The sequence below is a fragment of the Rossellomorea vietnamensis genome, from assembly GCF_001305855.1.
In the GTDB taxonomy this organism is placed as follows: Bacteria; Bacillota; Bacilli; order Bacillales; family Bacillaceae_B; genus Rossellomorea; species Rossellomorea vietnamensis_A.
The window spans coordinates 142,743-157,205 of sequence record NZ_LIXZ01000003.1; the positions used below are offsets into that span (position 1 = coordinate 142,743).

Sequence of the window (14,463 nt, forward strand, 5' to 3'; positions counted from 1 at the left end):
AAAAAATATAGATTATTTCTTTTTTTCTTTTTTTACCAGCGTACAAGATTCCCTGATGATGAGGTCCACCGGAACGACTTCTGTCGTTATCAGCTTCTTCTTCTGGATGATCTGCTTCATCAGTAACTGTCCCGCACGTGCACCGATCAGGTCCGTATCCTGTCTGACCGTGGTCAGCTTCGGTGTGAGGTAGGAAGACATTTCAATATCATCATACCCGATGATGGAAATATCCTCAGGAATTCTTAGTCCCTTCGCTTTGATGGCTTCCATGGCACCGATGGCCATGTGATCACCTGCAACGAAGACTGCTGTTGGGACTGTTTCAAGTTCCAGGAGTGTTTCCATTGCAACTCTTCCTTCTGCAATCGAGAACATCCCGCCGTTAACAAGATACCCATCAAGAATTGGGAGATTCTGCTCGTCCATTCCCTTAGTGAATCCCTTGATCCGCTGTGCTCCGGCATCGATCGACGGATCCCCTGAAATATGGGCGATTCGGGTGTGGCCCAAAGAATGCAGATAATTCACAGCCAATCTTCCACCTTCAATATTATCGGAATAAACAACACTGCAGTTCTGATTGCTCATGTCGATCACGACAATCGGGACGTGATTATTGATCATATCCTGAACCTGTGGATCATTTGGGTCTGAGCAGATCACAACGATTCCATCCACGGCACGATACAAAAAATGCTCAAGATAACTCGTGTCCCGATTCCGGAGGTTCCGTGAAGCAAAGATCAAATCATAACCTTCCCGTTCCACATACTTGCGGAAACTTTCAATAAGGGCACTGAAGAAAGGATGCTTCAATCCGACCTCATTGTCCTCTGCAAACATGACCCCGATCGTCCAGGATTTCTTCGTTGATAAGGACTGGGCATGGGCATTGGGTAAATAACCCATTTCAGCCGCTGCATCGAGGATTTTTTGCTTCGTTTTTTGACTCACATCTGTGTAATTGTTAAGAGCCTTTGAAACGGTCGTACTGGAAAACCCAGTGCGTTTTGCTAAGTCATAGATTGTAACCATTACTGTCTCCTCTTCATCGAAAGCGCTTTCGTTAATTGTTATTATAGTCCAGACTATTAAGGGAATCAATACTAATTTTTAGAAAACTTTAAAAAATTGGTTGGTTTATTTTGGTATATAGTTGATTGCAGGTCCTCCCATAAAAAAAGCAGCCCCGCTACAGGACTGCTTTCCCTCTTTCTATTCTTTCACTACCTTGCGCTTACGTCCACCGATCTTCCCTTTGATTTTCATCAGGATTTCATACACGATCGGTACGATGACAAGCGTTAAGAGTGTCGAACTGGTCAATCCTCCAATAACCGTGACACCGAGACCTTTCGAAATCAGTCCACTTCCTTCAAGGCCGAGTGCCAATGGGAACAGAGCCCCGATTGTGGCAATGGCTGTCATGAGGATCGGGCGGAGTCGGGTAGAACCGGCTTCGAGTAATGCTTCCCGTGTGGATAGACCTTCTTTTTCCTTATGAATCACACGATCGACAAGGACGATGGCATTCGTTACAACGATACCGATCAGCATCAGTGCCCCGATCATAGAAGAGATACTGATTGTTTCCCCTGCGATCAATAACCCTACCAATGCTCCGATAATCGTGAATGGCAGTGAAAACAGGATGGCAAATGGTGCAAGGCCGCCACCGAATGTAATGACAAGGATCAGGTAGACAATCGCAATCGCTGCAAGCATCGCTAATCCAAGTTGAGTGAAGGACTCCTTGATATCTTCTGTCACTCCACCCATATTCACGTCCACACTTGATGGTACATCAAGTTTATCGATTTCTTTCTGGATATCCTGAGATGCTTTCGACACATCATCGGTCTTCAGTTCTCCACTCACTTGAGCAAACACTTTTCCGTCCCGTCGTGATACGGTATCGGACGTTTTACCTTCCTGAACCTCAACGACGTCTTTAATCGGAACTTCCATGCCCAATGGTGACTGGATGGTTTTATCCGTTAAGTCGCTGATGCTTTCATACTTTTCTTTTTCAACATCCAGATAGACATTCACTTCTTCTCCATCTTTTTCAATGGTCGTGAGGACCGGACGCTGGCGTGTCTGACCAAGTTCCATGGCGATTTGACCTGCCGTCAGGCCAAGCTCGCTCAATTTATCCTGATCCGCGACGAAGGAGTATTCGTCATAGGATTCGGAAATGCTTGATCCGACCTTTTTGAAATCTTTCTTGTCTTTCATCATGTCTTGAATATCGTTGACAACAGGTTCGATGTCTTTAAGGGTTTCCCCGTATACGTACACGACGATTTCATTGCTGCCGGCACTTGCGGAGAAGTCCTGTGATGCCCATTCGCCTTTGTCAGTTGATTTCTGCAGGTCTTTGATGACCTTTTCTTTTTCTTCAGAGAAATTTTCTGTATCGTCATTATACTGAACGTAGAAGATCGCATTGTTTGAACTTCCCGGACTCATCGGATTTTCCCCGCCGACAGAGTATTGAATCGTATCAGCGTCTTTACGTCCCTGGAAGTATTCCTCTGCATCCTGTGCGATTTTCTCCACATCTTCTTCGGTTTGACCGGGATCTGGTTTATAGGTCGCCATGACCATCTTCTCTTCATCGGATGGAAGGAAACTTACCCCAATAAGCGGAACAAGGAACAAGCTTCCCACCAACATGGCGATGGCAAGGATCGACGTAATGATCTTATGGTTCAACGTCCAATTCAATACACCTTTATACCAAATCGCTAAACGGCTTTTCTTTTCTACGTGTTTCTTTCCTACACCCTTTTTAAACATGGAGTGAGCAAGCATCGGTACGATTGTAACCGCAACAAGAAGTGACGCCAATAAAGCGAATACGATCGTTAAGGCGAACGGTAGGAATAGCTCACCGATCATGCCTTGAACCAAGCCTAATGGAAGGAACACGGCAATCGTGACGATGGTTGATGACGCGATCGGAACGAACATTTCTTTCGTCGCTTCCCGGATCAGGTCTTTCCCTTTCAGCAATTCACCTTTCAGTGACATCCTTCGGTAGATATTCTCTACTACGACAATGGAATCATCGATAACACGTCCAATGGCAACGGTCATCGCTCCAAGGGTCATGATATTCAACGTGATATCCATCTGTTTTAGAAGTAAAATCGCGATTAATAGCGATAACGGAATCGATACGACGGAAATAAGCGTCGATTTGATATCCCGTAAGAACAGGAGAATGATGATGACCGCGAACACAGCACCGAATAATGCCTTATTCAGCATCGTGCTGACAGATTCCTCGATCGGTTCACCCTGGTCAAATGTAGAAATGATTTCTACTCCATCGATATCTTTCTCAAACGTTTTGACTTCTTCTTTGACAGCATTGACAACATCGACCGTATTGGCGTCTGCTGTTTTTACCACTTGAAGTCCGATGGATTCTTTTCCGTTCGTTCTGGAAATAGATTCTGCTTTCCCGGTCAGTTTGATATCAGCAAGATCTGATAGTTGAACCGTCGGGACCTTCATGCCGGCAGGTGCTTGTCCAGTAGCAGGAGCCTGAGGAGTCTGCCCTTGTCCCTGCTGCCCTTGTGCTGTTGCCCCACCCGGCGTCACAGGGATCTTCATTTCTTTCAAATCTTCAATCGTTGTAATATTCCCATCGACCATCACGGATTTCTGACTGTCTTTAAACGTGTATAATCCCAATGGGGCAGTCACATCAGAGCCTTTGATGATATTTTGAACGGTTTCTTCCGTCAGTCCATATTGTGCAAGCTTATCCTGGTCAAAAACGACCTGTGCCTCTTGCACTTGCTGGCCGGATGCCTGGACCGAAGCAACCCCGTCCACTCCCTCGAGCTGAGGAATAATGGTATCTTCTACTGTTGATGTTAATTGAGCTAAAGATTGGTCTTCATTCGCCACACTGAGAGCGATGACCGGGAAAGCGTTAAAGCTCAATCGTGATACTTCCGGCTCGTTCACTCCGTCAGGAAAAGAAAGATCCGAAAGAGCCTCTTCCACTTCGGTCTTTGCTTCATCCATATCTTTCGAAAACTTGTATTCTATTTGAACGGCTGAAGCATTCTGGTATGATGTTGAGCTGACAACATTCACCCCATTTAGATTCTGCAACCGTTTCTCAATTGGTTCGGACACCTTGTCTGCTACATCTTCAGGAGTAGCCCCGGGATACACCGTTGTCACACTGACAATCGGGGTATTGATGTTAGGCAGGGTTTCGAGCTTCATATTAAATCCTGAATATAAGCCTGCAATAATGACGATGATCGTCATCAGCCACACAGCAAACTTATTCTTAAGTACGAAATTGATAATCCTGTTCACGTCGTATTCATCCCTTCTCTCTATTTCTGACCGACTAGTCATAACAACATCTAATATAACTGACCAATTAGTCATAAGTCAATATACTTATCAAAGAAAAGGTTTATTTTTTGTGACCAATCGGTCATAATATGTGTAAGGAGTTTATCAAGGAGAGGAAAGTATGAAAGAAAAAGAAAAATTAATCATAGAAACATCGATTAAGCTGTTTGCCACGAAAGGATTTAACGCTACCTCCGTTCAAGAAATCGTGAACGAATGTGATATATCAAAAGGTGCCTTTTATTTGTATTTCAAATCAAAGGAAGCTCTTCTGTTTGCCATCATGACCTACTATTTTAAAATGATCACTGACAAAGTAAACGAAATTGAAAACGAGGATCTTCCTCCTTATGAGAAATTCCAAAAGCAATTAGAGTGTCAGCTCATTGAAATTTGCAAGCATAAAGAGTTCATCATCATGCAGATCAGAGAGAACGCCATGCCGTTCAATGATGAAATTCATGATCTCCTAAGCGAGATGAAGATGAACACCCACCGGTATTACAGAAGAAGATTATTCGGGATATACGGAAAAAAGATAGAGCCCTATTTCTGGGACATTACCATGATGATTCAAGGTTTTTTCCATTCTTATTTAGAACTCGTCATGCTGGATAAGATCGATCTGGACTTTTCTTACTTGTCCCATTTCATATTAAAACGGACGGATGATTTAGTCGAAGGTTTGCTAAGGAGTGGAGATGCGCCGGTGCTTTCCTTTGAAAAATTGGATGATCTGGTAAAGGACTTTACCTCTTCTACCAGAATCACTGAGTCGACCCTTGTTCATATGATTCAGGATGCACTCGAGATGACAGAGGAAGAGAATATCCGGATTTCCCTGGAGGTCATTAAAGAAGAAATCCAGAAAGACAAAACCCGGCCCGTCGTCATTAAAGGAATGCTTGTGAATCTAGCGGAAGATGCTTCAATGAAGCATCTAATGAATGCTTTGAGACATTTTTATCAAATTCAATGATGAGGTTTGGACAACACTAAATATGCTTGTGTAAAGCCATAAATAAATCCGAACGAATTCGATTTCCATAAGAATTTCGAATAGTCGTTCGGATTTTCTTTTATCCCATCCACTTTTCCCCATATGTCCTAAAGCTCCTGGATCTGCTCGGATTCATGTATGGTCACTTCTTGGTTGAATGTCCCTATTGCCGCCCGGTACATGCCATAGGCAACCTGTTGGCCCGGAATGCTTCTGTATCGTTTCAATCTGCCCACCATGACAGGGCGGACGGCTCTTGAGAAGATTTCCCCCGCTTTCTCACCAAACCGGAATTCTTGCCTTTCCCCGATTAAAAGGGATGGCCTGAATATATGGAGTGATGGAAAATGAAGCTCCTTCAATTCCTTCTCCAAATTCCCTTTGACCTTACTATAAAAGAACAGTGATTCCGGATTTGCACCAATCGATGAGATCACGAGATACTGCTTTGCTCCATGTGATTTCCCGAGCTTCCCAAGTTGAATGGGATACTCGTAGTCCACTTTCTTAAAGGCATGTTTCGTCTTGGCTTTCTTGATCGTGGTTCCGAGGCAGCAAAACACATCATCAATTTCCTCATGGGGCAGAAGCTTCATTCCATCAAAGGAAATGATCCGTTCATCCAGTTTCTCATGTTTCACCCCGCTGTCCCTTCTAACAAAGGAAATCACTCTTATGTATTCAGGACTCTTCAGGAGTATATCAATCAGATGGGAACCGACAAGGCCCGTCGCTCCTGCGATTAAGGCTACTCTGGACACAGAATCCCCCCCTCTCTCTATGAATGATTTTTCTTTAGTATAATGCATATTCATATAAAATCCTTATGTAACCACTATTAGCCTTTCCCCTATAGCCTTCCACCTGCAAAGGCGTTAATCAACGTTTGGTGATTAACGCCTTTCGGTTACCCCTATAGCTCTTCATCTTCAAAAAACTGCTGTAACTTTTCCTCTTGTTCAGGACTCGCTCTTTCTGTCGAATAAGGGTTATCTTTTACTCCTTGCGTATCCATATTTGTTTTGATTGCGAAAAATGGACCTTTTGGTTCCTCCGCTATGACACGGTCATTCAACTCTTTGAAGTCCGGCATTTCCTTGTTTCCTTTATCCATCTTATCTGGCTCCTTCCCGGCTTTTTTCCGTATTTTTATAAGCAATCAAAACGATGTCCTCGGCAGATTGCTGACAAAGTTCACTTTCCATACTTTTCACTTTATTCAAGGCATCTTCAGACAAATCCGCTACGGGAAATTCTTTCATATTCAACGCTGACCCCTCCTATCCATTCTCGTTCGCTTGTCCGATCACTTTCTCTGCGATGACACCGTTCCCTTCTTCCACCGCATGATGTTCCTCCAGGGACTCTCCCGGAACATACACCTGGCTCGGGTTGCGCAGCCGGTCATTCATGGTGAATTCAGGATTCAAAGGGGTGTCCATACGCATTTTTTCAGATTTCTTATCTCTGTCCATTCGTACCACCTCCACTATTTAGTATGGCTAGTAACAGGAGAATCATTCCAATATAAAAGGCGCCTGAGCAACCACCGTCGCTCAGGCGCCATTCATCATGTTAAACCCATGTATAATCCTTTCCCCAGCTTTCCCTGGCAAGGACCTTGATTTCGTCGACTACCTCATTCTCCACCGCAAATGCATCACCCTGCTCATACGGATTGTAGTGGAAGGCATAGAGCCGGGAAACAAACTCATGGAAAGGAAGGGAGCATTCTCCTTCCAATTCCCCGTTATCCATGACGGAAGGTTCGATCCCCTGGCCCCAATTCTGCGAACCGTCATTGTTCGGATTATAGAAATAGATCCGATACTCACCCTTTGGATCTTGAGTGATACGGAGAATGGATACGGCGTGGAATCCAAGGAGCTTACCGTGGACATTCGTTATGAAAATTCCAACTGGATTCGGATAGATCAAACCATAGTCATCATTGTATTCCGGATGATGGGTGGCATAAAAAAGTCTGACAAAACCAGGATAATCAGATATGAGCCCTGTCAATGGATCGATCACCGTGCTGAACCCCTTTTGGACCCAGTCACCATAAAACTCCGGATTCACCCAGCGATGTCCATCTTCGCCTCTAAGGGAAACCCTTCTCATCATTTCACTATAAATCCGGTCAAGGTGAGGGACGAGAACCAGTGAAACGGGATCAAGTTCCTGATGAAGTTCAGGTGCCAATCCTCCGCTCAAGTCCTTAGAATGAACAGGTGTCCCTTCAAACATAATATCGATGTCGCCGTCTCTTGCCGCCCTAGGGATCAGTTCAAGCAGATACCCGGGAGCATGCTGCGCCCAAAGGCTGATTCCCCGTGCTGTTTGACAGGTAGGGTTCAATCCCTGTCCAATACCGATAGGCTGTCCGAGGACATTGATCACCCCTGCAAGGAGAACGGAATTTGCGGTGATGCCGTCTCCCGTTTTACACGAATTCATAAGCGTCTTTCTCACTTCTGCCCTGATATCAAGTTCGATTAGTCTTTTGAGTCCCGGTGAAACGGGGGAATAAGAAAGAACCCCACGTTCAAGCATGAGAGCAAGCCCGTATACAGACTGCTTTGTGGCCGGGAAGATCGCCACTTTCACTAGTTGAAAAACAAGCTCGCTATTTTCATCCAGGTTTGCTTTTCCTTTATCATTCAACTGAAGTGCGGCGGGTACAAGCTCAGGCAATTTTCTGCATAAATATCTCAGAAGAATGGCGTGCTGAGGAGCGACCAACCCTGTTTCGCGCATGGATCCGGCGAACGTAACGGCCTCCTTCTCCAGTTCTTCATGGGAAACCTCCATTAACTTCTTACGATATTCACCCGGCTGGACAATATTTTTACTCAAAGGGGACGGACCTTCAATGGCGGATACGTATTTCTCCAATACCAGTCGTTCCGCTGCACTAAGGTCGGAATGAAGCATTTTCTTAGCGGTCTCAATCATGGAAACGGTTCGCTTCACCATGATGGGTCTCTGTGCAGTCAACCGTTCGATTTCTTTGATCAGCGTAGTCGTAAGGGCTTGGTAAGACAATTTATCCGAAAGAAAGTGAAACAACTCTGTAGCCCTTTCACTCTGCTCCCCTCCTTCAATCCGCGCCGCTTCCGTCGCTTCCGGGAAAAGCAGGTTCAGGTTAAGCACCATTACTTCGTTCAGGAAATCCTGTGCCATCTCTGCCGTGACATCGGGATGTACATATTGGGCTTCCGCAATCGAAAGCATCCTGAGTTCGCTCAGTATTTCGATAATCGAAGGCAGTCCCTTCGCCTGCAGGGATCCCGCCACAAGAGGCGGTTGAAGCTTGGATGCTTTTTCCCATGGACCGTCCTGGAATACCCCCGCTTTTTCAAATCGGCTTGCACTTTGGTATAAAATCCCGAGCCCTTCGTCCGTATCCAGTAACCTCTGTGCTTCCTGATAGACGTCCGTTTGATACATAGATTTCGCAAATGAAGCTGCACTCTCCAATTCATTCAGTGCCAGCAAAAATCGTTCTTCCAGCTTAGAAGTTAATTCAAAAGCCATTTCAAAACTCCTTTATCGATCAGAATATCGGATAGGTTGTTTACACAAAGATGAACGATCTAAATATAAAAATTAAATTGTTCGTATTCCTTTAAAAGGTCCCTCATGACTTCGCTGTCTTCCCCATAAAAGAAGATCGTCCCGTAATGGTTCCCGAATCCGATTCGCTGAGCCACTTTTCCCTGGGCAGGACTGAACATATCATGCTTCTCGAAATAAGGATGGTTTTCCAGTTCGTCAGGTACCTCAAGCTTCTCGACATAATTCACATGGGGATGCACCATTAGACAACCCGCATGAGCTTTCGCTTTCTCACCTGTAGAAGGGAAGAATTCTCTTAACTCCTCTTCGGTTGTATTTGGGTCACCGCATAAAATCTGAGCCTGATAAGCGTTAAATCCATACGCCCGTTCAATCAGATCAAAGATATGCCCACCTGGCACCCTTGCTGCGACTTCACCGAAATGAAGGGTCCCATCGGATGTTATGAAATATTCAGGATGGATCACGCCATATTCAATTTCAAACGCATCAATGAGCTTTTGAATCGCCTCACGGATGATCGGGCGTTTTTCTTCAAGAGTGGGAGAAGCCGGTACGAAATTGGAATATCCCAATCGCACATATTCCGTTATATTTAAAAATTGGATTTTCCCTTTATGAATGAACGCTTCGCACGAGAATTCCTGACCGTCTAAATGACTCTCCATCAACAACGGGAATTCAGAATCGGTGAGCGCATCGATATCTTCAGGGTTCTCGATGGCGCGGTGGCCCACGGAGCCTGCTTTATCAAGAGGTTTGACATGAATGGGATCGTTCTTATCTCCTTCCACTTTCAAAAGGGCTTCATTCACCCTCTTCAAGAAGCGTCTTACATCCTCTTTATCCCGCGCCTCTTCAAATACACCCACTTTGATTCCCGCGATTTGGGCTTTTCGCTTCATCATCCCTTTATCCCTTAATAGGAGAGAGCGATTGAAGACGCGTGGTTCACTGCGGAAACGGGAATTCAAAGCCCCGGCCCACTCCACACATTCTTCATATAAGGGGATGGCCACTTCAGCACCGAGGGACTTCAGCTGTTTATATAGATGATCAGAACCTTCGTTCAAGCGATCGAAGTCCCAGCCGATAAAAGCGATATCATGCTTTTCTGCGTATGCTTCGAAATCCGGAGGCCCTACGACTACGAATGGCCTGTTCAGTTTGGTGCACGCCTCGATTGCCGGCAGGCTCCAGCCGATGAGTGCCGTTAAATAGGGTTTGGTTTTATCCTTCACGCTCTGTTCTGCCTGTTGCAATTCAAGTTGATCTAATCCCATAGTTTCCTCTCCCTTTTTCACGTATTTATTCAGATTCATCTTTAGCATAACAAAGCACTTTGAGATAATGAAGTATTATGCTGAATTTTCAATCTATTCGACAAATAAAGTGATAAACTGACAAAATTAACGAAAAATAAAACCCCGATGCAGCAAGCACCGGGGGTTCATCTACACTCTATTATTCACCTAAATCGACATTATGATATACCTGCTGTACATCTTCCAGGTCTTCAATCGCATCAATCATTTTTTCAAATTGAGCTTGATCGTCTTCTGAAAGTTCCACATCGTTCTGAGCAAGCATCGTAAGCTCTGCCACTGTAAAATCGGTGATACCGGCACCCTTGAATGCTTCTTGAACAGCATGGAATTGATCCGGCTCGGCATAGACGATCACAGCATCGTCTTCTTCGATGATATCACGTGCGTCCACGTCCGCTTCCATCAGGATTTCCATTACATCTTCTTCAGATTTCCCTTCGATGCCGATGACTGCTGTCGCATCGAACATGTACGCTACTGATCCACTCACACCCATATTCCCGCCATTCTTACCGAAAGCGGCACGCACTTCTGATGCTGTACGGTTCACATTGTTCGTCAAGGCATCCACGATCACCATTGATCCATTCGGTCCGAAGCCTTCATAGCGCAGTTCGTCATAATTTTCTTCTGAACCGCCCTTTGCCTTTTCGATGGCACGGTCCACGATGTGTTTCGGTACGCTATACGTTTTCGCACGTTCCAGAACGAATTTCAACGTTTGGTTAAGCTCAGGATCCGGCTCACCCTGCTTCGCCGCCACATAAATTTCACGGCCGAATTTCGCATATATACGACTCGTATTGGCATCTTTAGACGCTTTCTTTTCTTTGATATTATTCCACTTACGTCCCATATCGTTTCACTCTCTTTCATTTATCTATGGATAGTTTCTGATAATAAAAGGTATATTCGTTTCTATTATACATGAAAAGGACAACTTTTGGCTAAGTGATTCCCTTCCATCCCTTCTCGAAAAAAAAGCCGACTCAGGTGAGTCAGCTTCCTTCCTGGTAAGCACTGATGGCTTCGTATTCTTCTTCCAGCAATCGGGGTACACGGATGAAGATCGGCATCAGTCTCGTATAAGCTTCCGTTGCTTTCGGGTCGGGCTGATGGGAATGGACGGAGCCGACCATTTCCTTCACTTCTTCAAGTGAGTCGATCATTCCGCTTCCGTACATTCCAAGCACCACTGCACCAAGGCATGAGCTTTCAAAGCTTTCAGGCACTTCCACTTCTTGATCGAACACGTCGGCAAGCATCTGGCGCCACAGTTCAGAGCGGGCAAATCCACCGGTTGCCTGCACCCGTTTCGGCGTACCGATCAATTCCTCGAGGGCCAGTAATACACTGTACAAGTTCATGACGACTCCTTCCAGGACGGCACGGATCATATGCTCTTTTTTGTGATGCATCCCGAGACCGAAGAAAGATCCGCGGGCTTTTGCATTCCAAAGGGGAGCACGTTCTCCCGCCATATAAGGATGGAATAGAAGTCCGTCAGATCCCGGCTCCACTTTGGCTGCAATATCCGTGAGTATTTCATAGGGATCCTTCCCTAATCGTTTCGCCACTTCCACCTCTCCGGAAGCAAGTTCGTCCCGGACCCATCTGAAGATCATTCCACCATTGTTCACGGGTCCGCCGATCACCCAGTGCTTTTCCGTTAGGGCGTAGCAGAAAATCCGGCCTTTCGGATCGGTCACCGGCCGGTCCGTCACAGCACGGATCGCGCCACTCGTGCCGATCGTCACAGCGACCACTCCGGGCTCGATGGCATTGACGCCAAGATTCGATAGAACTCCGTCGCTTGCGCCTACGACAAATGGCGTATCGGCAGGTAAGCCCAGCATTTCGGTATATTCAGACTTCAACCCGACGAGGCTATCCGTTGTGGATACCGGAGTCGACAACTGATCCTTCGAGACGCCGGCCACTTTCATGGCTTCCTCATCCCAAGCCAGGTTTTCCAGATGGAACATCCCTGTAGCAGATGCAATGGAATAGTCCACGACATATTTCCCAAATAAACGATGGAAAACAAATTCTTTAATCGAGATGAACTTTGCTGCTTTTCCGAACAATTCCGGCTTTTCATCCTTCAGCCAGGCAAGCTTCACAAGGGGTGACATCGGATGGATCGGTGTACCGGTCCTTCTATAAATCTCCATCCCGTTCATTTCTTTCTTGATCTTCTCTGCCCACGCAGCACTCCGGTTATCCGCCCATGTAATGGAAGGGGTCAGGGGCTGGTCATTTTCATCCACAAGGATCAAACTGTGCATGGCAGAACTGAAAGACACAAATGAGATCGTTTCTTCCGTACTTGAAGTCACTTCCTTGATGCTCTTAATGACAGCCTGGAAAATTTCTTCAGGATCCTGTTCAGCCGTCCCGGGCGATGGTGTATGTAATGGATATTCGATCCCGTGACGCTCGATCGCTTTTCCTTCTTTATTGAATAGTACGGCTTTTGTACTGGTGGTCCCGATATCGACACCAATCATGAATTCTGACATCTTCGTTCCTCCTAAATAAATAGAGAAAAGGAAGAAGCGACATGGCTCTTCCCTCTTCTGCTATTATTCTAACCTATTTTAACTAATGAATATCCCTAAAATGAACACAACGGCAAATCCTACAAAACCGATGAGGGTTTCCATCACTGTCCAAGATTTTAACGTATCTTTTACATCTAATCCAAAGTAACGGTTCACTAACCAGAAACCACTGTCATTCACATGGGAGAATACTGTCGCTCCTGAAGCGATGGCAATAACCATCAAACCAAGAACGGGACCTTGCATACCAAGGGTTTCGATAAGCGGGCTCATCAATCCTGCCGCTGTTACCATGGAAACAGTCGCAGATCCTTGAGCAACACGGACGACCATGGCGATCAAGAAGGCAAGGGCGATCGGTGGCAGGCTTGAACCAGCCATCATATTTCCTAATACTTCCCCAACGCCGGAGTCGATCAATACTTGCTTGAATACTCCACCGGCACCCGTTACAAGAATGATGATCCCTGCAGGCTCAAGTGCTTTCGTTGCAATGTCCTGAACTTCCTGGCGGGAGTATCCGCGCTTCGTTCCTAATAGAACGAACGTCAACAGTGTCGCAATCGTTAAGGCTACGAATGGATGTCCTAAGAAAGTCAGGATGGAACGAATCATGTTTCCTTCATCCAGGATAACACCCGAAAGCGTATTCAATAGAATCAATACTAATGGGATCGAAATAAGAGAAGCTATCAAAGCGAAACTCGGAAGCTCTTTATCATACTCTATTTCTTCTGCCTGCATATAGTCAGGTACAACTGCATGAATTCGTTTTGAAATCCATTTTGCAAAAAGTGGACCGGCAATGATCATGGAAGGAACACCGGCAATCGCACCAAACAGGATGACCCATCCAAGGTCCGCCCCGATCAAGTCAGCAACCGCAATCGGTCCCGGAGTCGGAGGGATGAAGCTGTGTGTTACGGCAAGACCTGCAAGTAATGGAATCCCATAATATAGAAGTGACTTGCCTGTTTTTCTAGCTAAACCGTATACAATCGGTACAAGAATGATGAATCCTACGTCAAAGAAAACGGGAATGGCTACCAGGAAACCAGTGATCCCAAGAGACCATTGTGCTTTATCTTCCCCAAATTTGTTAATCAGTGTCTGAGCAAGTCGTTCCGCTCCCCCTGATACTTCAAGCATGCGTCCGAACATCGCACCTAAACCAACGACGACGGCGACAAACCCGAGGGTCCCGCCCATACCGCTCTGTATCGAAGCCACGACTTCCTGAAGCGGCATGCCGGCCGCTATCCCTACGATTAAACTTACTAATAATAGGGCAACAAAAGCGTGAAGCTTTGTTTTAATAACTAAAAATAATAATAGAAAAATTCCGGCCAGTGCCACTAAAATGAGCATTTGATCTGACATTGTGTATCCCTACCTTTCTTCCCTCACGGCAGCCCTGCTGCCAAATTTTTTATTAAGTTGATCCTTCTTCCTTGTTCCGCACGGACAGGTAAAGCGTTTGCAAAACACTTTATGTAACTATTACTCTCTTAATTCAATAAGAGAACAGCCTTTTCGAACGAACAAATGATTAGGAAAATTATTTTCTGTCTATCTCTATTATAAAAAATATTTTTCT

At 45.4% G+C, this 14,463-nt stretch carries 12 protein-coding genes; 1 reads left to right on the forward strand and 11 read right to left on the reverse strand.

The annotated features are described in order from the left end of the window. Nucleotides 1-12: 12 nt before the first annotated feature. Complete coding sequence (locus tag AM506_RS05415; RefSeq protein WP_060671472.1) at nucleotides 13-1,038, reverse strand: LacI family DNA-binding transcriptional regulator; 1,026 nt, start codon at nucleotides 1,036-1,038, stop codon at nucleotides 13-15. Between the two features lie 180 nt (nucleotides 1,039-1,218). Then, entirely contained in the window at nucleotides 1,219-4,350 is a 3,132-nt protein-coding gene (locus AM506_RS05420) for an efflux RND transporter permease subunit (RefSeq protein WP_060671473.1), read from the reverse strand. 163 nt (nucleotides 4,351-4,513) lie between these two features. Between AM506_RS05420 and AM506_RS05425 the strand changes: the two genes are divergently transcribed. After that, nucleotides 4,514-5,371 carry a TetR/AcrR family transcriptional regulator gene (locus AM506_RS05425; RefSeq protein WP_060671474.1) on the forward strand — a complete coding sequence of 286 codons (858 nt, stop codon included), beginning with the start codon at nucleotides 4,514-4,516 and terminating at the stop codon, nucleotides 5,369-5,371. A gap of 128 nt (nucleotides 5,372-5,499) precedes the next feature. Here AM506_RS05425 and AM506_RS05430 read toward each other — a convergent pair whose 3' ends face one another. From AM506_RS05430 to AM506_RS05465, 9 genes are all read right to left on the reverse strand, one after another. Further along, nucleotides 5,500-6,153 carry an NAD-dependent epimerase/dehydratase family protein gene (locus AM506_RS05430; RefSeq protein WP_235576047.1) on the reverse strand — a complete coding sequence of 218 codons (654 nt, stop codon included), beginning with the start codon at nucleotides 6,151-6,153 and terminating at the stop codon, nucleotides 5,500-5,502. 152 nt (nucleotides 6,154-6,305) lie between these two features. Beyond that, on the reverse strand, nucleotides 6,306-6,506 hold the full coding sequence (locus tag AM506_RS05435; protein WP_060671475.1) for a hypothetical protein: 201 nt from the start codon (nucleotides 6,504-6,506) through the stop codon (nucleotides 6,306-6,308). Between the two features lies 1 nt (nucleotide 6,507). Then, on the reverse strand, nucleotides 6,508-6,660 hold the full coding sequence (locus tag AM506_RS22670) for a hypothetical protein (protein WP_160316848.1): 153 nt from the start codon (nucleotides 6,658-6,660) through the stop codon (nucleotides 6,508-6,510). Nucleotides 6,661-6,672: 12 nt separating this feature from the next. Beyond that, on the reverse strand, nucleotides 6,673-6,867 hold the full coding sequence (locus AM506_RS05440) for a hypothetical protein (RefSeq protein WP_060671476.1): 195 nt from the start codon (nucleotides 6,865-6,867) through the stop codon (nucleotides 6,673-6,675). A 100-nt stretch (nucleotides 6,868-6,967) separates the two neighbouring features. After that, complete coding sequence (locus AM506_RS05445; protein WP_060671477.1) at nucleotides 6,968-8,932, reverse strand: hypothetical protein; 1,965 nt, start codon at nucleotides 8,930-8,932, stop codon at nucleotides 6,968-6,970. Nucleotides 8,933-8,991: 59 nt separating this feature from the next. Next, nucleotides 8,992-10,257 (reverse strand): ATP-grasp domain-containing protein, encoded by a 1,266-nt coding sequence (locus tag AM506_RS05450; protein WP_060671478.1) that lies wholly within the window; start codon nucleotides 10,255-10,257, stop codon nucleotides 8,992-8,994. Between the two features lie 181 nt (nucleotides 10,258-10,438). Further along, nucleotides 10,439-11,158, reverse strand: coding sequence for a YebC/PmpR family DNA-binding transcriptional regulator (locus AM506_RS05455; protein WP_060671479.1), 720 nt, complete (start codon nucleotides 11,156-11,158; stop codon nucleotides 10,439-10,441). A 142-nt stretch (nucleotides 11,159-11,300) separates the two neighbouring features. After that, complete coding sequence (gene gntK, locus AM506_RS05460; protein WP_060671624.1) at nucleotides 11,301-12,812, reverse strand: gluconokinase; 1,512 nt, start codon at nucleotides 12,810-12,812, stop codon at nucleotides 11,301-11,303. 90 nt (nucleotides 12,813-12,902) lie between these two features. Continuing rightward, nucleotides 12,903-14,246, reverse strand: coding sequence for a GntP family permease (locus AM506_RS05465; protein WP_060671480.1), 1,344 nt, complete (start codon nucleotides 14,244-14,246; stop codon nucleotides 12,903-12,905). Nucleotides 14,247-14,463 lie beyond the last annotated feature (217 nt).

Excerpts from the sequence above, each read along its gene's own strand:
- AM506_RS05435 (WP_060671475.1), bottom strand. The coding sequence starts at position 6,506 with ATGGATAAAGGAAACAAGGAAATGCCGGACTTCAAAGAGTTGAATGAC.
- AM506_RS05425 (WP_060671474.1), top strand. The coding sequence starts at position 4,514 with ATGAAAGAAAAAGAAAAATTAATCATAGAAACATCGATTAAGCTGTTT.
- AM506_RS05450 (WP_060671478.1), bottom strand. The coding sequence starts at position 10,257 with ATGGGATTAGATCAACTTGAATTGCAACAGGCAGAACAGAGCGTGAAG.
- AM506_RS05455 (WP_060671479.1), bottom strand. The coding sequence starts at position 11,158 with ATGGGACGTAAGTGGAATAATATCAAAGAAAAGAAAGCGTCTAAAGAT.
- AM506_RS05440 (WP_060671476.1), bottom strand. The coding sequence starts at position 6,867 with ATGGACAGAGATAAGAAATCTGAAAAAATGCGTATGGACACCCCTTTG.
- AM506_RS05445 (WP_060671477.1), bottom strand. The coding sequence starts at position 8,932 with ATGGCTTTTGAATTAACTTCTAAGCTGGAAGAACGATTTTTGCTGGCA.
- gntK (WP_060671624.1), bottom strand. The coding sequence starts at position 12,812 with ATGATTGGTGTCGATATCGGGACCACCAGTACAAAAGCCGTACTATTC.
- AM506_RS05415 (WP_060671472.1), bottom strand. The coding sequence starts at position 1,038 with ATGGTTACAATCTATGACTTAGCAAAACGCACTGGGTTTTCCAGTACG.
- AM506_RS05465 (WP_060671480.1), bottom strand. The coding sequence starts at position 14,246 with ATGTCAGATCAAATGCTCATTTTAGTGGCACTGGCCGGAATTTTTCTA.